At 73.1% G+C, this 19,649-nt stretch carries 8 protein-coding genes; 7 read left to right on the top strand and 1 reads right to left on the bottom strand.

The genetic code is table 11. The annotated features are described in order from the left end of the window. Positions 1 to 64: 64 nt before the first annotated feature. The 4 genes from ACWDSL_RS42185 (at position 65) to ACWDSL_RS42170 (ending at position 7,631) form a co-directional block, all read left to right on the top strand. Positions 65 to 2,578 carry an outer membrane protein assembly factor BamB family protein gene (locus ACWDSL_RS42185; RefSeq protein WP_450493568.1) on the top strand — a complete coding sequence of 838 codons (2,514 nt, stop codon included), beginning with the start codon at positions 65 to 67 and terminating at the stop codon, positions 2,576 to 2,578. Between the two features lie 80 nt (positions 2,579 to 2,658). Then, entirely contained in the window at positions 2,659 to 4,773 is a 2,115-nt protein-coding gene (locus ACWDSL_RS42180; RefSeq protein ID WP_450493566.1) for an outer membrane protein assembly factor BamB family protein, read from the top strand. A 5-nt stretch (positions 4,774 to 4,778) separates the two neighbouring features. Then, complete coding sequence (locus ACWDSL_RS42175) at positions 4,779 to 6,080, top strand: serine/threonine-protein kinase (RefSeq protein ID WP_450493564.1); 1,302 nt, start codon at positions 4,779 to 4,781, stop codon at positions 6,078 to 6,080. 114 nt (positions 6,081 to 6,194) lie between these two features. Next, entirely contained in the window at positions 6,195 to 7,631 is a 1,437-nt protein-coding gene (locus ACWDSL_RS42170) for an alginate lyase family protein (RefSeq protein ID WP_450493562.1), read from the top strand. Positions 7,632 to 7,869: 238 nt separating this feature from the next. Here ACWDSL_RS42170 and ACWDSL_RS42165 read toward each other — a convergent pair whose 3' ends face one another. After that, the gene (locus ACWDSL_RS42165; RefSeq protein WP_450493561.1) at positions 7,870 to 8,364 is read right to left on the bottom strand and encodes a recombinase family protein; all 495 of its coding nucleotides are present in this window, start codon (positions 8,362 to 8,364) and stop codon (positions 7,870 to 7,872) included. A gap of 147 nt (positions 8,365 to 8,511) precedes the next feature. On the opposite strand from ACWDSL_RS42165, the gene ACWDSL_RS42160 reads away from it, so the two are divergent. The 3 genes from ACWDSL_RS42160 to ACWDSL_RS42150 all read left to right on the top strand — a co-directional run. After that, entirely contained in the window at positions 8,512 to 9,693 is a 1,182-nt protein-coding gene (locus tag ACWDSL_RS42160; RefSeq protein ID WP_450493560.1) for a helix-turn-helix domain-containing protein, read from the top strand. A 629-nt stretch (positions 9,694 to 10,322) separates the two neighbouring features. Then, on the top strand, positions 10,323 to 12,062 hold the full coding sequence (locus ACWDSL_RS42155) for a fatty acyl-AMP ligase (RefSeq protein WP_450493558.1): 1,740 nt from the start codon (positions 10,323 to 10,325) through the stop codon (positions 12,060 to 12,062). Positions 12,063 to 12,065: 3 nt separating this feature from the next. Further along, on the top strand, positions 12,066 to 19,649 hold a 7,584-nt coding region (locus tag ACWDSL_RS42150), incomplete at its 3' end, for an SDR family NAD(P)-dependent oxidoreductase (protein WP_450493556.1).

Below are 19,649 nucleotides of genomic sequence, written 5' to 3'. Positions count from 1 at the left end.
GGGCCCCGGGACCGTGCGAAGCCGATAGCCTCCTGATGCTTCGTATGCCACACACGGGAGTGGGATGGAACCCCTGCGCCATGACGACCCGCGCCATGTGGGCCCCTTTGTGCTCATCGGCCGTCTGGAAGCGGCCCTGGACGACGTCCCCGCTGTTGAACGCAGATACATCGCCCGGCCCGTAAGTGGCGACCTCACGGTCCAACTCACCATTCCCCTGGCGGAGTTCGACCAGGACACGGCCTACGCGGCCCGCTTCCGGGCGGAGGCCGAGCGGGCGCGGGGGCCGGCCGGTCGCGTCGGATGGCCGGCGCCCGCCACGGAGGTTTCCGGGGAGCGGGAGCGGCCCGTCTGGCACGCCTGCCCGTACCGGCCAGGGCTGCCGCTGCCCGAAGCGCTGGTGGCGTACGGTGGGCCGCTTCCGGAGCGCACCGTCCGCGCGCTGGGCGCGGCCGTCGCGGAAGCCCTCGCACAGCTGCACACGGCGGGCCTCGCACACGCGGGGCTGACGCCGTGGGCGGTGCTGGTCGGTGGCCAGCCGCGGATCACGGGGTTCGGCGCGGTCCGCGTGGTGGCGCCGGACGGTCAGGACCGCTCCGGGCTCCCGGGGTTGGTGGCCGAGTGCACGGCACCGGAGCAGCTGACCGGTGGCCGCCCGCGTCCGCCGGGAGACATGTACGCGCTGGGGGCGGTCCTCTCGTACGCGGCGACCGGGCGTCTGGCCGCCCCACCCGGTGAACTGCCGGAGCCGCTGCGCGAAGCCATCACGGCCTGCCTGGCCCCGGACCCGGCGGACCGGCCGAGCGCGGCCGCGCTCTTGGCGCAGCTGATACGGGGTGCCACGAGCGATGCGCACGCCCCCGCGGGCGAGTTGGCGACGCTGCCTGGCGGCGGGCCGACGGCCACCGTCCTGGACGGCGGCGCGGGCGGGGCCGCGAGCCTGCTGGGGCCGGGCTGGCTGCCGGGGCGGGTGATCGCGGCGATGGCCGGGCAGGCGGCACGGGTGCTGGCCGCGGAGGCGGAGGGCGCAGAGGACGCAGAAGGCGCGGAGGGCACTGAGGGCGCGGTCGACACCGGGCCGAGCGCCGGACCCGCCCGGTCCGTGGCCACCGACCCCCCGGCCGCGCAGTCCGCCTCAGCCGCCCCGACCCCGGCCGCGCAGGCCGCCCCATCGACGCAGCCCACCCCTGCCGCTCAGCCCGCGGCGGCCCGCCCGCCGGAGCCCGCCGCACCGCCCGGCCCACCGCCCGGGCCGCTGCACACCGCCGACACCGCGCCCGCACCCGCCGACACCGCGCCCCCGGCCACCGGTATCGGCCGTCGCCCGTCCCGGCGGACGCTGCTCACGGGCGCCACGGCCGGAGTGGCGGGCGGGGCGCTCGGCTTCGGGGCCGTCACCGCCATGGGCCTCGGGGACGACAAACAGCCCGCGCGGCGTCCCCGGGCGATCCGTGGCGTCCCGCCGGTTCCGCTGTGGGAGTACCGCGTGAACGACGCGTCGTTTGCCGGCCCCGTCGTCTGGCGCGACGAGATCGTGGTGCTGGCCGCCGGCGCCCAGGTCTTCGGCCTGTCCCTGCGCACCGGCAAGCGGCTGTGGACCGCGGACAGCGTGGCGGCGGGCCCCGCCGTCGATGTCGGCAACGGACTGATCATGATCCCCGGCGTGGGTCCGTCCAGCTTCCTGTCCGCGCGGAGCGGGAAGATGCGCTGGCGGGAGGCGAAGTACGAGGACGAGAGCAGGGGCGGCGAGCTGAAGCAGGTGCTCGACGTCCGCGCCGGTGTCGTCTGGTTCACCGTCACCAGCCGGGGCGAGGACCTGGTGCGGAAGACCACATCCGTCGTCGCGTACGAGGTCGGTGCCCGGCGGGAGCGGTGGCGCAGCCCGCTCCCCGAGCGCTTCACCGCCACCCCGGTGGACCCCGGCAAGCGATGGCTGGTGAGCCCGCTGTCGCTGGGGGACGCCTCGGTGATACCCGAGGCAATCGGCGAGGGGCAGGGCAGGGAGCGGACGGACGCCAAGCGCTTTGTCGCCCTCGGCCGTCGCGACGGCCGCCGACTGTGGACGAGGACATACGACGGCGTCACGCTCGACACCGACGTGACTCCCCTCACGCCGGGCAGCGCCCTCGTCACCGACGGCCAGGGCACCCTGCGGGCCCTCGGCCTCCCCGACGGCAAAAAGCAATGGACCGCGCGACTCCGGTCGGACGCCGCGGCGTTCGGCAACCCTGCCGTCCGCGGTGGCAGGGTCTACGTGGCGGACGGCAAGTCCGCCGTCACCGCGGTGGACGCGAGGACGGGCGAGGTGGTGTGGCACAGCGACCCCGAGCTCCTGACGGTCGAACTGCTGGCGGACATCCAGACCTTGGTGACGCCGTCCGGCAAGACGGTGCTGGCGGTCAACTCGACCGAGACCGTGGCCTTCCGGGCCGCGGACGGCGCGTTCCTGTGGCGGTTCTCGGACGTCAGCGGCGCATCCGGCGGACTCGGCTCGGGCCCGGGGAAGCTGCTCGCCTTCGGCGGCGGGGTCGCGATCGTACTCAGCCACAAGTCCGTGTACGCGCTGCCGGTGGAGTGACCCGGCCGATGAATCCAGCACCAGGACCGTCCCCTAAGCTCCCCATGGCAGGGAGATCCGCGGGCGACCGAGGGGGATGGATGGAGCCGCGCCAACGCGTCGGCCCGTATCGTGTCATCGCCGGTTCACACTGGGACGCGGACCACACGCGGTTCTGCCTGGCGGTGGGTCTCACGGCCCCCTGCCACGCCGTCGTTCTGGCGGTGCCACCCGCCGCTCTCGCGCAGGACACGGCGTTCCGCGTCCGATTCCGTTCGGAGGCCGCGAACTCGCGGCGGCTGACCGGCCCCGCCGTACCGCCCGTGGTGGATGTCGCCCCCGACGGGCCCGGACTCCCCTGGGTCGCCACCGGCTACGTTCCGGCCCTGCCGCTGCCACAGGCGCTCGCCGCCGCCGGGGGCCGGCTGCCGGAGCCGACCGTGCGCGCGCTCGGCGCGGCGCTCGCCCTGGCGTTGGCGAGCGCGCACGCCAACGGGTTGGTGCACGCCGGGATTTCCCCGGCCACCGTCCTGCTCACGGCCGACGGCCCCCGGCTGCTCGGCTACGGCGCCGCACGGGCGGCGACATCCGACCCGCGGCGCACCGGGTGGGCGGCGGTCGGCCTGCCGCCGGAGCAGTCGGCGGACGGGTGGCCACAGCCGCCGGGGGACGTCTTCGCGCTGGGCACCGTCCTCGCGTACGCGGCCACCGGCCACCCACAGCCGGCGCCGGAGGCGCTGCCCGAGTCACTGCGCCGCGCCATCACCGCCGCGTACGCGCCTGACCCCGGGCTGCGGCCCCGGGCGGACGAGTTGGCCGCCGAGCTGGCCCCGCCACCCGCGCCCGGCTGGCTGCCGTCGTCCGTCACCTCGGCGATCGACCGACAACAAGCCGCGGTCCGGGTCGCAGAGGCCGAAGCGGAGGCGGAGGCCGCCGCAGCCGAGCCGCCCACCGCCACCCCCGGGCCCGCCGCGACCGACCCGACCGCCCCTGTCGCCTCTGCCACCGGTCGCCGTACGCTCCTGGTGGGTGCTTCGGCGGCCGTCGCCGGGCTGGTCCTGGGGGGCGTCGCCGCTTTCGCCGCCTCCGGTGACGAGGACCGGGCGCGGCCGAAGCCCCGCCGTACCCGCTTTCCGGGCGTCGCGCCGAAGCCGTTGTGGCGCGCCGAACTCCCGGCCCGGGTCGGCGATCGCGCCAAGGGGAGTCCGCCACTCATCTGGCGGGACCAAGTCGTCGTCCAGTCCGCCGGCCGCGGCGTGGTGGGCATCGATCTGCGCACCGGCGAAAGGCTCTGGACCCTGGACGACCACCCGGTGCGCGGGGACATGTACGACCTCGGCGGCGGGCTGGTCCTGATCCCCGGCGACACGTTCAAGGCCGTCTCCGCGCGCACCGGCGCGGTGGAGTGGTCGGCCGCCGACTACGCACCGGGCGGTGCGTACGCCTTCGAGGCGCCGCTCGCGCTGTCCGGCGACACGTTCTGGTTCACCGCCTCCCGAACCGGCCGGGCCGCGAAGGACAGCCGGGCTGCACAGGACTGGGGTCGGGTCGTCGGGTACGACATCAAGGCGCGCGAACAGCGCTGGGCCCTCCCCACCGGGACGCCGGGCAGGGGAAAGGCGCTGCTGCAGCGGGAGTTCCTGCTGCTGTCGGACGGGGACGGCGGCTACACCGCCGTCGACCGGCGCCGCGGCCGGAAGCTGTGGACCCAGAAGTACCGTGGTGTGCCCGACGGCAAGGAGCCGCCCGTCTACATCGGCACCCCCGAGGACCTGCTGGTGGTCACCCTCGCCGGGGACCTGCGCGCGTTTCGGATGCGCGGCGGCGAGCACGCCTGGACGTTCGGCTCGAAGACCGGTCTGTTCGGCCGCGCGCTGCGCCATGGCGCCCACCTGTATGTGACCGACTCGCTCGCCCGCACCTATGCCCTGGACGCGGCCGACGGCGGCCTGAAGTGGCAGCGTGACAACGGCGTTTCCGTCAAGGCCAGCCTGCCGTACCCCGTCACCTCGATCAGTGGCTCCGGCCGCACCGTGCTCGCCTCCACCGTGAGCTCGGTCGACGCCTACGCCGCGGACGACGGCACGCTGCTGTGGCGCTTCACCGCGGTGGGCGCGGGCGAGGAGAAGGGGTTCACCGGAAATGTCGTCGGTTGCGGCGCGGGCGTGGCCCTGGTGCGGAACGAACGTGTCCTGTACGCGCTTCCAGTGGACTGATGACCATGGCCTCTCCCCTCACCCACGACGATCCGCGGGCCCTGGGCCCGTACCGGCTCATCGCCCGGCTCGGCGCCGGCGGCATGGGCGTGGTCTACCTGGGCCGCTCGTCCGGCGGCCGCACGGTCGCGCTGAAGACCATGCACGCCAGGACGGCGGCGGACACCGAATTCCGCGCCCGCTTCCGGCTGGAGACGGACGCGGCCCGCGTCATCGGCGGGGAGTACGGGGCCGCGGTCGTCGACGCCGACCCGCTGGCCGACACCCCCTGGCTGGCGACCGAGTATGTGCTGGGCCCGCCGCTGGACGAGGCGGTCGCGCTGTGCGGCCCGCTGCCGGAGCGGTGCGTACGGCCGCTGGGTGCCGCGCTGTGCGAGGCGCTGGGCCGGTTGCACGCCTCGGACGTCGTCCACCGCGATCTGAAGCCCTCCAACATCCTGCTCACCGCCTTCGGCCCGAAAGTCATCGACTTCGGCATCGCGCGCGCCATCGGCGACGACCGGCTGACCCGTACCGGCCGGGCCGCGGGCACCCCGGCCTTCATGTCGCCCGAGCAGGCCACCGGCGGCGAACACACACCGGCCGGTGATGTGTTCGCGCTGGCGGGGGTGCTGGTCTTCGCGGCGACCGGCGCCGGGCCGTTCGGCAGCGGGCAGCCGGCCGATCTGCTCTACCGGGTGCGGTACGGGGAGCCGGAGCTGACCGCGGTCCCGGACGGGCTGCGGCCGGTGCTGCGGCGCTGCCTCGCCAAGGATCCGGCGCGGCGCCCGGGCACGGACGAGTTGCGTGCCCAACTGCACGACGGCGATGGGCAGTTCGCAGATCATCTGCCGGAGGTCCTGCTCGCGGACATCGCCCGGCGCTGCGTCGAGGCGTACGAGATCGAGCCGCGGCGCCTGTCCGCGCCCGCCGAATCCCCTGAGCCCGCCGAGTCCGCCGAGCCCGCCCTGGCGTCCGACGCCCGGCTACGGCGCCCGTCACGGCGGATGGCGCTGGCCCTGGCCGGCGGGGGCGCGCTGGCGCTCGCGGGCGCGGGGTACGCCGCGTGGTCGTGGCGGTCGTCGGGTGGCGGTTCGGGCCCGGGCCCTGACACCGGGCCGAGCCCCACCGCGCGCGCCGCCAACGTGCCACCGGACGCGGCGTGGCGGCGGGAGACACCTGAGATCAGCCTCCGCGAAGCCCCGCAGATCGTGGGCTCCGCGGTGGTCCTGCTCACGGACGACGGCACGCTGGCTCTGGACGCGAGGCGCGGCACCCGGCTGTGGACCTCCGACACCATGGACTTCGGCTGCGCGGCGGTGCCCTGACGGCGATGCCCGTGTTCTGACCCGGCGGATTTCCTCGGCTCACCGATTTTCTGTTATCGCCCGCGCCGCGCCGCGTCTCCTGTGCGTACGGATCCGAACCCGAGGAGCACAGCAGTGGCAGCAGACATCAGCCGCAGGAACATCTTGAAGATCGCCGGGGCCGCGGCGGGTGCCGGAGGCATCGGTACGGTCGTCGGTGCGGCGGGCCAGGCCTCGGCGGCCGGGGCCTTCGCGCACCCGGGGATGCTGCACACCCGGGCGGACCTCGACCGGATGGCCGCCAAAGTGAAGGCGGGGGCCGCCCCCTACAAGGCGGGCTTCGCCCGGCTGACCGCCAACCCCCACGCGGGGGCGGGCTGGAAGGCCAATCCGCAGCCGACCGTCTACCGGGGTTCGGGCTCGCCGGAGAACTACCGCACCCTCTACAACGACATCCACGCCGCCTATCAGAACGCCCTGCGCTGGCACATCACCGGCGACACCGCGCACGCGGACACCGCCCGCGATGTCCTCAACGCCTGGTCGGCCAAGTTGACCGGGCTGGACGGCTCCGCCGACCGGTTTCTCGCGGCGGGCCTGTACGGCTACCAGTTCGCCAACGCCGCCGAGCTGATGCGCGGCTACGAGGGGTTCGAGCTGGCCCGCTGCCAGACCACGGTCCGCGAGGTGTTCTGCGCGCTCAGCGAGGACTTCCTCAGCCGCCACAACGGCGCGTACATCACCAACTACTGGGCCAACTGGGATCTGACGGCCATGGCCTGCGTGCTGGCCACGGGCATCCTGTGCGACGACCGCGCCACGGTCAACCGTGCGGTGAGCTACTTCAAGCACGGCGAGGGCATGGGCTCGATCAAGAACGCCATCCCCGTCATACACTCCGACGGCCTCGCCGAATGGGTCGAGGCGGGCCGCGACCAGGGGCACGCCCTGCTCGGCGTCGGGCTGATGGGCACCGTCTGCGAGATGGCCTGGAACCAGGGCATCGACCTGTACGGATACGACGACAGCCGCTTCCTCAAGGGCGCCGAGTACGTCGCCGAGTGGAGCCTGGGCGGGGATGTCCCCTTCACCCCCTACAGCCGACGGAAGGGCGCGCCCGGCGTCTGGTCGGGGACGGAGACCGTCACCAGGGCCGCGGACGCCGACCCGGCGATGGTCAGGCCCGTCTGGGCCATGATCGCCAACCACTACACCAAGCGCCGGGGCCGGCCGGCGCCGTATATCACCCGGATCGCCGCCAAGGCCGCCCCGGAGGGCGGTGGCGGCGACTACGGCCCCAACAGCGGCGGCTACGACCAACTCGGCTTCGGCACCCTGTGCTTCACCCGGGACCGCACCTCGACTCCGGCCCCTTCCTCCTCCCCTTCCGCCTCCGCCGCGTCGTCCTCCGCCGCGCCCTCCTCGGCCCGGCCGCAGGGCGGCCGAGGCGACCTGGCGGCCACCGGCTCGGGTGAGCTGGTCGGGGTCGCCGCGGCCGGCGGGGTCGCCGCCCTCGCGGGCGGGCTGCTCCTACTGCGCCGCCGCGGCCGGGCCCGTGGCAAGGCGTCGTAACAGACCTGGTCAGTCGGTGTCGGCGGCGGTCGACCGGTAGTCGAACCAGTCGAAGGCGGCGCTGCCTTCGGTGACGTACATGCCGATCACCCGGCCGGTGAAGCCGCCGCCGACCTCGGGCAGGGATTCTGGTGTGGTGGGGCACTGGTAGCTGACGATGACCTCACCGATGCCCCACCGTCCGCCCCCGGGCGGGTCCGACAGTCATCGGTCCTCGACGGCACCGTCAGGTCGTCGTTCATGACTCGTGCGGTACAAGTGTCACGCCGGGCGCCACCACCTGTCCGCGCCTTCGCAAGAGCTTGCTGGCGTCGTCAATCGCTCGGCCGTACGGCGGAGGCGGTGAGCCGAGCCGTCCACGCCCGGCGCCCTTCCCCGAGTCGTTCTCACCGTCGACGGTGACGCAGACTCCACCGGCCTCGCTGACCAGCTGCCGAAGACGCGCGCTCGCTGCGCCAATATGGCTGATACGACCCCAGTCGGCAACGAGGCAGACGAGACTGCGGCCTTGCCCTTGCGCCTCCATCGCAGCAACCATGCCGCGCCAGTTGGGTCGACGGTCCGTCAGGGCGGCATCGCCGCGGTCAATCCACTGACCGGCGACGTCCCATTTCATCCTGGCCGCGTAGTCCCGACACTTCGCGATTCGCTCATTCACACTGCCCGTCTGCGCCGTCGCCTCACGGTCGTAGATGAAGGCGACAGTCACGCTGTCCGCCGCATCCTCTGCCACTGGTCACTCCCCGGCTTGTCGTCGTTACCGTCTGCACCTAGGCAACTACCGACGGGCCATGATCAGTTAGCACAAACCTGGCACAACGGATCGTCAGATCTGGTTGTACGCAAGGACGAACGCCCTTGCGCATGGGATGGTGGGATCATGCAGAGCGCACCGTCAGCGGGCGAGAACATCGGGGTTCTGCGGAAGGTTCGCGGAATTGGCCAAGCGAAGCTTGCGCGTCACATGGACATCTCGCTTTCGTACCTGAGCAAGATCGAAACTGGTCTGCGTCCGGCGACTCCTCCCCTCGTTGCTGCCGCGGCGTCCGCCTTGCATGTGACGACTGCGAGGATCTACGGCGATCCCTTCGCCGACCCCTCCAAGCAGCATGAGCTGATGAACGATCTCCGTACCGTCGTCCGTCGACACACCTTGCCCAGAGAGGATGTTCCGCCCCCGGCCGTACTGGCTGCCTCTCTGAAAGAAGCTGCCCAGTTGCGGGCAGACACCGACTACCTGTCGCTGCTCCAGAAGCTGCCGCGGCTGCTCGGGCAGGCCACCGCAACCGCCATGGCGTCCGGTGGCGACGCCGTGGCGTGGGGCCAGGTGGCCGACGTCTACAGCTGCGCCTACGCCGTGGCTCACCGATTCCGCCAGCCTGACCTGGCAGACATGATCGTCTCACGGCAGACGTGGGCGGCACAGCAGACATGGAACCCCAGCGCCGAAGCGGCTGCCGCATGGAACGAGGCCGGAACGTACCAGTCAGCCGGCGAGTACGCAGACGGCCTTGCCATCGTTGAACGGGCCATCGTGCGCTACGAGTCCGCTCCCGGTGACGGCCTGGAGCACATCGTCCACCTCGGATCGCTCCATCTCCGCGGCATCGTCCTGGCGTCCCGACACGAGGACGCAAACACCACCGCGGACCACGTCCGCAAGGCAAGAGCACTGGCCGAGCGGATCAAGGGCCCTGACCTGCTTCAGCACAATCTGACGTTCGGCCCGGGTAACACAGCCCTCTATGAACTGGCCGCACAGATTGAGCTGAACGCACCGGACAAGGCGGCTGAGGTAGCGGGTCCCCTACTGAAAGAACCTCCTGCCGGCCTCAAGCCATCTCGGATCGGTCGACTGGCGATCGACGCCGCCCGCGCCCGTCTGGCAACGAAGGATCTCACCGGCACGGAGGACGCGTTGAAGTACGCATTCCGCATCGCCCCGCAGATGGCGGAGATCCACCCCATGGCCCGGGAGGTCCTGCGCGTCCTCTGGACCATGCACCAGCGCAGCCGTCCGGATCTCCTGGTCATGGCAAAGCGGGCAGGGCTCGCCAGCTGACTCAGTGCGTGCCTGCCGTCGGCGGTTATCGCGACCGCCATCACCTCACCGGTGGCGAGCGCGTGTCGGCGCTCGCCGGTGTTGGTGTTCCACACCCATGCACCGTCCCAGCCGCCCGCGACCACGAATTCGTCCGTCGCGGCGACATCAGTGAGCGCCCTGCCTTCGTATGCCAGTCTCCGGATCACCGTCCAGCTGGCGGGATCCCAAACCAGGAGGTCAAACTTATCGGCGGTCACCAGAAGGCCGTCGGCGGTCAGCGACAGACGCGCGACCGCTTCCTCCGGCTTCACTTTGACCACATCGCCGGTGGGCAAGGACACGACGAACAGACCGTAGTCGGTGGCGGCCACGCAGGTGTCACCGTCGGGGAGCACGACCAACGCCGTCGCCCGGGTGGGCAGCTCGGCCGTGACCAGCGGCGTCACCGGTTCGATCAGCGGTGGGCCGGACAACCGGACCAGTTGGGGACCAGACATGAATCTCAACGGCACCTTTCTCGTCGCCGGACGGGGACAAAGTAACTTGCTCAGGCCGCCGCTATCGCGGCGGTGTCGGTTGTACATTCGACGTCCACTCCGTGGGACTGCCCCGTTTTGTCAGGGTCACCCGACCGTACTCTGATGCCCATGCCTGACTCGCTGGTCGACATGATGCTTACTCATGAGTCGCGCCAACCCGACCGAATCGCCTATCGCTATCTCGCCACAGGAGACTGCGACGGGGAGATTCAGGAATTGTCGTACGGGCGGCTGGGCCGGCGTTCCCGGGCCATCGGCGCCTGGCTTCAGGAGCGCGGTCTCGCCGGTTCCCGTGCGCTGCTGCTGTATCCGCCCGGCGCCGAATTCATCTGCGGCTATATGGGGTGTCTCTCGGCCGGGGTCATCGCGGTGCCGGGCGTGCCGGCGCAGGGGCGCAGGCAGAACCACCGGGCCCTGACCAGGATGAAGCGTCTGATCGCCGACGCGGATGTCAAGGTGATCCTGGGCGGTCGGCAGGTCATCGAGTCCCTGGCCGGCATGGCGGAGGACTTTCCCCAACTGGCCGACATCGTCTGCGTCATCACCGAGGAAATACCCGACGAGGCGGAGAATTCCTGGCAGGCTACGGAAATCAGGCCGGATTCGGTCGCCTTTCTCCAGTACACATCCGGCTCGACCTCGGCTCCGCGCGGCGTGGCCGTGACGCATGGCAATCTGATGGACAACCAGCGGGTCCTCACGGAGGGGTTCGGGCACAGCCCCGACGCGATCGCCGAGTGCGGCGGGGAGCTCTTCGTCAGCTGGCTGCCGGTGTATCACGACATGGGACTCATCGCCCCCGTGCTCAACACCCTTTACCTGGGCGGGACGTCCACCCTCTTCTCCCCGCTGCATTTCCTGCAACGGCCCGAGCGCTGGTTGACCGCCATCTCGCGGTACCGCCCGCACACCAGCGGGGCGCCCAACTTCGCTTACGAGCTGTGTCTGCGGCATGCCACGCCCGAGCTCATGGACCGTCTCGACCTGGAGCCGTGGCGGGTGGCGTTCAACGGCGCCGAGCCGGTACGGGCCGCGACGCTGCGGCGGTTCTGCGACACCTTCGCCGCCGCCGGCTTCCGGCGTGAGGCCTTCCTCCCATGCTACGGGCTCGCGGAGGCGACCCTGATGGTGAGCGGCAGTTCGGTGGGCGCGCCGCCGACGCTGGTCAGCAGGTCCGATATCGGTTCGCTCGGTTCGCGACCCGGGACGGCGGACGCGGAACTGGTCGGCTGCGGCCGGCCGGGCCCCGGTATGACGGTACTGATCGCCGACGCCGAACGCCTGGAGGAGTGCCCCGAAGGCGAGGTCGGCGAGATCTGGGTCGCCGGGGAGAGCGTCGCCCGCGGCTACTGGCGCAACACTCTCGCGACCCGCGAGGTGTTCCGGGCGTCGCTGAAGGACGGCAGGAGCGGTTTTCTGCGGACGGGCGACCTGGGATTCCTGCGGGACGGGGAGCTGTTCATCACCGGCCGGATCAAGGACCTGATGGTGATCGACGGGCGCAACCACTACCCCCAGGACCTGGAGTTGTCGGCCGAGATGTCCCACCCCGCGCTCCGGCCCGGCTGCACCGCCGCGTTCTCCGTCGAGGACGGGGGGCTGGGTGAGCAGCCGGTCGTCGTCGCGGAGGCGGCGCCGGAGGCCGCGCCGGAATTCGACAAGATCACCGCGCTGATCCGCAGCACGATCGGCGAGGCCCACGGCCTGTCGGTGCGGGACGTCGTCCTGGTCAGCCCCGGCACCATCCCCAAGACGTCCAGCGGCAAGATCCAGCGCCGCGCCTCCCGGACCGCGTATCTAGAGGGGACGCTGTCCGTCGTCGGCACCCCCGACACCGTCGTCGGCTAGCCCATGTCCACACGGAAGTTCACCGAGGCCTCCGCCGAGGCCGTCCAGGCGTGGCTGGTGCGAGCCGTCGCCGACCGAGCCGGGCTCGATCCGCTGCGGGTCGAGATCGAGCGGCCGATCGCCGAATTCGGCCTGGGGTCGCGCGATCTGGTGGCGCTGGCCGTGGGCCTGTCCGAGCAGGTCGGCCGTGAGCTGGATCCGTCCCTCCTCTACGACCACCCCACCATCTTCTCGGTCGCCGCAGCGCTGTCCAGCGCCGGCCCCGCCCGTACGCCCGGCGTGTCCCCCGTATCCGTCGGGTCCGGCCCGTCCGGTGTGTCCGGTGCGTCCTCCGTGGGCGACATCGCGATCATCTCGATGGCCTGCCGCTTCCCCGGGGGCGCCGACGACCCGGAAGGGCTGTGGCGGCTCCTGGCCGCGGGTGAGGACGTCATCGGCGAGGTCCCCGCGGGCCGTTGGAACACCCAGGCGCTGTACGACCCGGACCCGGAGGCCACCGGCAAGGCGTACACCCTGCGCGGCGGGTTCCTCACCGGCATCGACCGCTTCGACGCCTCGTTCTTCGGCATCGCGCCGCGCGAGGCGGCCGCGATGGACCCGCAGCAGCGGCTGCTGCTGCAGACCGGCTGGGAGGCGATCGAGCGGGCCGGGATGGTTCCCAGGGCGCTGAGCGGCAGCTCCACCGGTGTCTATCTGGGCCTGTACGACAGCGGTTATCTGGCCTCGGCCGGGCTCGGCCGGCTGGACGGGCACGTCGGCACGGGCGCGGCGGCGAGCGTCGCCTCCGGCCGGCTCGCCTACGCACTGGATCTGCGCGGCCCGGCCGTGACGGTCGACACCGCCTGCTCCTCCTCGCTGGTCGCCCTGCACCTGGCCGCGCGGGCGCTGGCGGCCGGCGAATGCGACCTCGCCCTGGCCGGCGGCGTCACGCTGATGGTCACCCCGCGCGGCCACGTCGAGTTCAGCAGGCTCCGCGGGCTGTCGCCCACCGGGCGGTGCCGGCCGTTCTCGAACGACGCGGACGGCGTGGTGTGGGCCGAGGGCTGCGGCCTGGTGCTGCTCAAGCGGCTGGCCGACGCGCGCCGGGACGGCGACCGGGTCCTCGCGGTCGTCAAGGGCTCGGCGATCAACCAGGACGGCCGCAGCCAGGGGCTGAGCGCCCCCAGTGGCCCGGCGCAGGAGCGGGTCGTACGCGCCGCCCTGGCCGCGGCGGGCCTGGAACCGCACGACGTGGACCACGTGGAGGCGCACGGCACCGGCACCCGGCTCGGCGACCCCATCGAGGGCCGCGCGCTGGCCTCCGTCTTCGGCCCCGGCCGCCCGGCCGACCGGCCGCTGGGCGTGGGGTCCATGAAGTCGAACATCGGCCACGCGCAGGCCGCGGCGGGGATCGCCGGCGTCATCAAGATGGTGCTGGCCCTGCGGCATGAGCTGCTTCCGGCGTCGCTGTACGCCGAGCACCCGACCGAGCGGATCGACTGGGCGGGCGGCGGTCTGGAGGTGGCAGGACATGCGCGGGCGTGGCCGCGCGGCGAGCGGGTGCGCCGAGCCGGGGTGAGCGCGTTCGGGATCAGCGGGACCAACGCGCATGTGGTGATCGAGGAGGCGCCCGAGGACCTGACGCCGTCCGCCGTGCCGTCCGCGCCGTCCGCGCCGTCTCGGCGGGACAACACTGGCGGTGAGCGGCCCGAGGCAACGCTGTTCCCGCTGTCGGCCCGCGGCCTGTCCGCGCTGCGCGGACAGGCCGGCCGGCTCCTCGACGCCCTGACGGCGGCCGAACCGGGCCCGCCCCTGTCGGCCGTCGTCGCGACGCTGGCGCATCACCGTACGCACTTCGAGCGGCGCGCCGTCGTCGTCGCGCGCCACCGCGACGAGCTGCTGAGCGGGTTGCGCGGCCTGGCGTCGGGGCAGGCCGACGAGAACCTGGTCGTGGAGGCGCGGGAGACGCTTCCGCCGGGGAAGCTGGCCTTTGTGTTCCCCGGCCAGGGCGCGCAGTGGGCCGGGATGGCCCGTGATCTGCTGGCCCGCTCCGCGCTGTTCGCGGACGAGCTCGACCGCTGTGACGCCGCCCTGCGCCCGTACACGGACTGGTCGGTCACGGCCGTGCTGCGCGGCGACGCGCAGGCACCTCCGCTGGAGCGGGTCGATGTCGTCCAGCCGGTGCTGTTCGCCGTCATGGTGTCCCTGGCGGCGGTGTGGCGGGCCCGCGGGGTGCGGCCGGACGCGGTGGTGGGGCACAGCCAGGGCGAGGTCGCCGCGGCCTGTGTCGCCGGGACTTTAAGTCTGCACGACGCGGCGGCCGTGGTGGCGCTGCGCAGCCGGGCGCTGACCGGTGTGGTGGGGGCGGGCGCCATGGCCGTGGTGGCCCTGCCGTCCGAAGAAGTCGAGGCCCGCCTTGCGGAGCTGGCCGGGAAAGTGTCCGTCGCGGCCGTCAACAGCGGCAGGTCGACGGTGGTGGCCGGGGATGTGGCGCCGTTGGAGTCGCTGCTGGCCGGCCTGGAGTGGGAGCAGGTGTTCACCCGGCGGCTCGGTGTCGACTACGCGTCGCACAGCGCGCAGGTCGAGCCCGTACGCGAGGCGATCCTGTCCGAACTCGACGGCATCGTCACGTACCCGGCGTCCGTGGCGTGGTATTCGACGGTGTTCGGCGGGCCGGTCGGCGAGGAGTTGGAGGTCGACTACTGGTACCGCAATCTGCGCGAGCCGGTCCGCTTCGCCGCCACCGTGGAGCGCATGATGGCCGACGGTTACCGGTACTTCGTCGAGCTCAGCCCGCATCCGTCGCTGCTCACCGCCCTGCGGACGGTCGCCGAGGACACCGGAGGCGACCTGGTCGCCGTCGGTTCCCTGCGGCGCGACGAGGACGGGCCCACGTGTCTGGACCGGGCGGCGGCCGAACTGCATGTCCACGGGCGGGAGATCGACTGGTCGCGGCTGGTCGCCGATGGCGCGTGGGCCGAGTTGCCGACGTACGCATGGGATCCGCAGCGCTACTGGACCGAGCCCGACTCCTCGGCCGACGCCTGGGGCCTGCTCCCCCGCGCCGGACATCCGCTGCTCGGCGTCCAGCTGCAGTCGCCGGACGCGACGCGCTGGACGTTCCGCGGCGAATGGTCCCGCACCACGGCGGAATGGCTGCCCGACCACCTGGTGTTCGGGCAGGTCGTGGTCTCGGGGACCACCCTGGCGGAGCTGTGCCGGGCCGCGCTGGCCGTGGCCCGCCCCGACCGTACGGCCGATGTGGCCGACCTGCTGCTGCTCGCGCCGCTGACGCTGCCCGCCTCCGGCACGGTGGAGGTGTCCGTCGAGGTCGTGGCCGCGGACCCGCAAGCGGTGCCGGAGGTGTTCGTGCACAGCCGGCCGCGCGGGCCGGAGTCCGGGGCCGAGGGGTGGACCCTGCACGCCACCGCGTCGGCCGGCGAGCCCGCCACCGGGGCCTTCGGCCCGCCTCCGGTATGGCCGGAGGCGGCCGAGCCGTGCTGGGGCCCGGACACATATGCGCGTCTCGCCGAGGCGGGCCTCGGCTACGGCCCGGCGTTCCAGGGCGTACGGTCGGCGGTGCGCACCGGCGACGGGGAGCTGCTGGCCCGGCTGTCGCTCCCGTCGCACGCCCGCGATGTGGCGGATCCGTATCCGGTCCATCCGGCCCTGCTGGACGCCGCGTTGCAAGTGGCCGCCGCGTTCGACACCTCCGGCCGGGTGCTGCTCCCGGTCGCCGTCGACCGGTGCGAACTGCCGCCTGGCAACGCGACCGACCTCATCGCGTCGGTGCGGCGCACCGGCGGCACGGGGACGGATATCACGCTGGACGTGGTGCTGTGGGACCCGGATGGCCTTCCGGTGGGGCGTCTGGAGGGCGTACGGCTGCGCGCCGCCGACCCGGCGGAGCTGCGGGGCGCCGCCGAGAGCGCTCGGCATCTGTACGAGGTGGCGTGGACGGCCGTGGCCACCGAGTCCGAGCGGGGCGATGGCTGGGCCTTGCTCGCCACTTCGCACGAGCAAGTGGCGGCGGCCCTGAGCAGCCTCGACCCTGCCGGGACCGGGCTGCGTACGGCCGACACGGTGGACGCGGTGCCGGCCGGCACCGACACGCTGATCAGGCTCTGGCCGACCGTCGGCACGGAAGCCGAACCGGACACCGTTACCGAGGAGTTGACGGCTGCCGGGCTTGCCGAGCTACGTGCCCTCCTCGCTCTTCCACGGAACCGGGCGCCGTCACAGGTCGTCTGGGTGACCCATGGCGCGGTGGCGGCCGACGGCGGCGATACGGTGCCGGGCCTGGCCCAGTCGGCGCTGTGGGGCCTGGCCCGCAGCGCCCGCACCGAACACCCGGAGCTCGGACTGCGCCTGGTCGACCTCGACGGCCCCGGACCCTGGCCCGCCCTGCCCGCCGCCGTGGCCGAGCCCGACGAGCCCGAGCTCGCCCTCCGTAGCGGCCAGTTGCTCGCGCCACGCCTCGTACGCGCCCGCGCCCCGGAGTTGGGCGGCCGCGCCACGGTGGTACTCACGAACGGCACGGTCCTGGTCACCGGTGGCCTGGGCGCGGTGGGTGGGCATATCGCGCGGTGGCTGGCGAAGAGTGGCGTTCCGCGGCTGGTTCTGACCTCCCGGCGGGGCCCCGACGACCCGCGCTGCGCCGAGGTCACCGCGGAGCTGTCCGCGCTCGGCGCCGCGGTCGACGTGGTGGCATGCGATATTGCCGACGAGACAGCGCTCGCCAAGGTGCTCGGCCACATAGCCGGTGGCCGTGAACTGCCGCTGCGCGGTGTCGTCCACTGCGCGGGGCTGCTGGCCGACGGGGTGCTCGCCGAGCAGACGCCCGAGCGGTTCGCGGAGGTGCTGCGCCCGAAGGTGGCGGGCGCGGTCAACCTCCACCGGCTCACCGCCGACACGCCGCTCGACCTGTTCCTGCTGGTGTCCTCGGCCGCCGGGGTGGTGGGAAACGCCGGGCAGAGCAACTACGCGGCCGCCAATGCCTTCCTCGATCAACTGGCTCACCACAGGCGGGCATTGGGGCTGCCCGGCGTCTCCGTATCCTTCGGTCCCTGGTCGGGCGCCGGGCTCGCCGCCGAACACGCGGATCTGGAGCGGATGGCCCGGTCCGGCTATCGCGCGCTGACCCCCGATCAGGCGTGTGAGCTGGTCGAGCTCTCGCTGTCGCACCGCGCTCCGCATCTGGTCGCCTGGGCCCTGGACCGGTCGCGGCTGCGCGACACCTTCACCCATGACGGCGGCCCGGCGGCGGCGCTGTGGCGCACGCTGCTGCCCGCGCCAGAGGCCGCCCGGGGCCGCGCCGCCCTGGCGGACCGGCTCGCCCGCCTCCCGGAGACCGAGCAGGCCGAACGGGTGCGCTCCCTGATCCGCGAGGAGGCGGCCCGGGTCCTGGGGCTGCGTTCACCGGACGCCATCCGCCCCGATCAGCCGCTGCGCGAGCTGGGCATGGACTCACTCATGGCCGTCGAGCTGCGCAACCGGATCGGTGCCCGGCTCGGCTCCCGGCTGGCGGCCACCGTGTTGTTCGACCATCCGACGACGGCCCGGCTCGCGGACCATCTGCTGAACACCGTGTTCGCGTCGGCCGACCGTACGGCGAAGCGGCCCGCGCCCGGCGCCCCGGCGGCGCGTGGCGGGTCCGACGAGCCGATCGCCGTGGTCTCCATGGCCTGCCGGCTGCCGGGTGGCGTCGCCGGCCCCGAGGCGCTGTGGGAGCTGCTTGCCGAGGGCCGCGACGCGATCGGCCCGTTCCCGGCGGACCGTTGGGACGTCGCGTCGCTGTACGACCCCGATCCGGAGGCCCCGGGCAAGACGTACGCCCGGGAGGGCGGTTTCCTCCAGGACATCGACGCCTTCGACGCGGGCTTCTTCGAGATCACCCCGCGCGAGGCCGCAGCGATGGACCCGCAGCAGCGGCTGCTGCTGGAGACGGCGTGGGAGGCGCTGGAGCGCGCCGGGATCGTACCGGCCGAGCTCGCGGGCAGCACGACCGGCGTGTACGTCGGCATGTTCGGCAGCGACTACCTGGCCGGGTCCCGGCTCGACCAGTTGGACGGCCATGTCGGCACCGGGACGGCGCTCAGCGTGGCCTCGGGCCGGCTCGCCTACGCCCTGGGGCTGCACGGCCCGGCCCTGACCGTGGACACCGCGTGTTCCTCCTCGCTCGCCGCGGTGTATCTGGCCGCGCAGGCGCTGCGCTCCGGCGAATGCGATCTGGCGCTGACCGGCGGGGTGACGTTGATGGTCACGCCGCAGACGTTCGTGGAGTTCAGCCGGTTGCGGGGGCTGTCCCCGACCGGCCGGTGCCGGTCGTTCTCCGACGACGCCGACGGCGCGGTCTGGGCCGAGGGCGCGGGGATGGTGGTGCTCAAGCGGCTGGGCGACGCGCGGCGCGACGGCGACGAAGTGCTCGCCATGCTGCGCGGCACCGCGGTCAACCAGGACGGCCGCAGCCAGGGCCTCTCCGCGCCCAACGGCCCGGCCCAGGAGCGGGTCGTACGCCGGGCCCTGGAGCTGTCCGGGCTCGCGCCCGCGGACATCGACTACGTGGAGGCGCACGGCACCGGCACCACACTGGGCGACCCGATCGAGGCGGGCGCCCTGTCGGAGGTGTTCGGCGCCTCCCGCCCGCAGGGCCGCCCGCTGTACGTGGGCTCGCTCAAGTCGAACCTCGGCCATCTCCAGGCGGCTTCGGGTATCGCCGGTCTGATCAAGGTGGTGCTGGCGCTGCGCCACCAGACGCTGCCGCGCACCCTGCACGCCACCCGGCCCACCCGCCATGTGGACTGGGACAGCAGCGGGCTGCGGCTGCTGCGCGAGCAGGTGGCCTGGCCGTCGGGTGCGCGGATGCGGCGCGCCGGGGTCAGCGCGTTCGGGATCAGCGGCACCAACGTCCATGTGGTCGTGGAGGAAGCGCCACATCAGGCACCGATCCCGCAGGCCCAAGGCTCCCCGGAGCGTGGGCTGTTCGTGGTGTCCGCGCGCAGCGACACCGCCCTGCGCGGCCAGGCCGCCCGGCTCGCCGAACACCTGGCCGCGCTCCCGGCCGACGGCCTCGCGTCCGTACTGCCGGACATCGCCCATACGCTGGCCCGCCACCGCAGCCACTTCGAGCGGCGCGCGGCGGTGCCGGCCGGTGACCGGGGCGAACTGCTGGCCGGACTCGACGCGGTGGCGAGGGGGGACACGCGGGCAGACGTGTCGCTGTCGCCGTCGGGGGCCGCGCCCGAGGGCAAGGTGGCGTTCGTCTTCCCCGGACACGGCGGACAGTGGCCGGGCATGGGCGTGGAGCTGATGGCCGGCTCGGCCGCGTACCGGGAGGAGCTGTCCCGCTGCGACGAGGCGATCGCCCGCCACACCGGCTGGTCGGTGCTCGCGGTGCTGCGCGGCGAGGAAGGCGCACCCGGCCTGGAGAGGACGGATGTCCTCCAGCCGGTGCTGTTCGCGGTCAACGCCGCGCTGGTCGCCGCCTGGCGCTCCCTGGGGGTCGTACCCGACGCGGTGGTCGGCCACAGCCTGGGCGAGATCGCCGCGGCGTACGGCGCGGGCGCCCTCACCCTGGACGCCGCCGCGGCCGTGGTGGCCCGGCGGGCC

The sequence above is a fragment of the Streptomyces sp. NPDC000941 genome (assembly GCF_053599555.1).
The sequence above is the reverse complement of the archived record's forward strand: the minus strand, read 5'-3'. Positions and strand labels throughout refer to the sequence as shown.

What these genes read in the sequence shown, in the direction of transcription:
- ACWDSL_RS42185 (WP_450493568.1), top strand. Translation starts at nt 65, where the DNA reads ATGGAACCCCTGCGCCATGACGACCCGCGCCATGTGGGCCCCTTTGTG.
- ACWDSL_RS42180 (WP_450493566.1), top strand. Translation starts at nt 2,659, where the DNA reads ATGGAGCCGCGCCAACGCGTCGGCCCGTATCGTGTCATCGCCGGTTCA.
- ACWDSL_RS42175 (WP_450493564.1), top strand. Translation starts at nt 4,779, where the DNA reads ATGGCCTCTCCCCTCACCCACGACGATCCGCGGGCCCTGGGCCCGTAC.
- ACWDSL_RS42160 (WP_450493560.1), top strand. Translation starts at nt 8,512, where the DNA reads ATGCAGAGCGCACCGTCAGCGGGCGAGAACATCGGGGTTCTGCGGAAG.
- ACWDSL_RS42155 (WP_450493558.1), top strand. Translation starts at nt 10,323, where the DNA reads ATGCCTGACTCGCTGGTCGACATGATGCTTACTCATGAGTCGCGCCAA.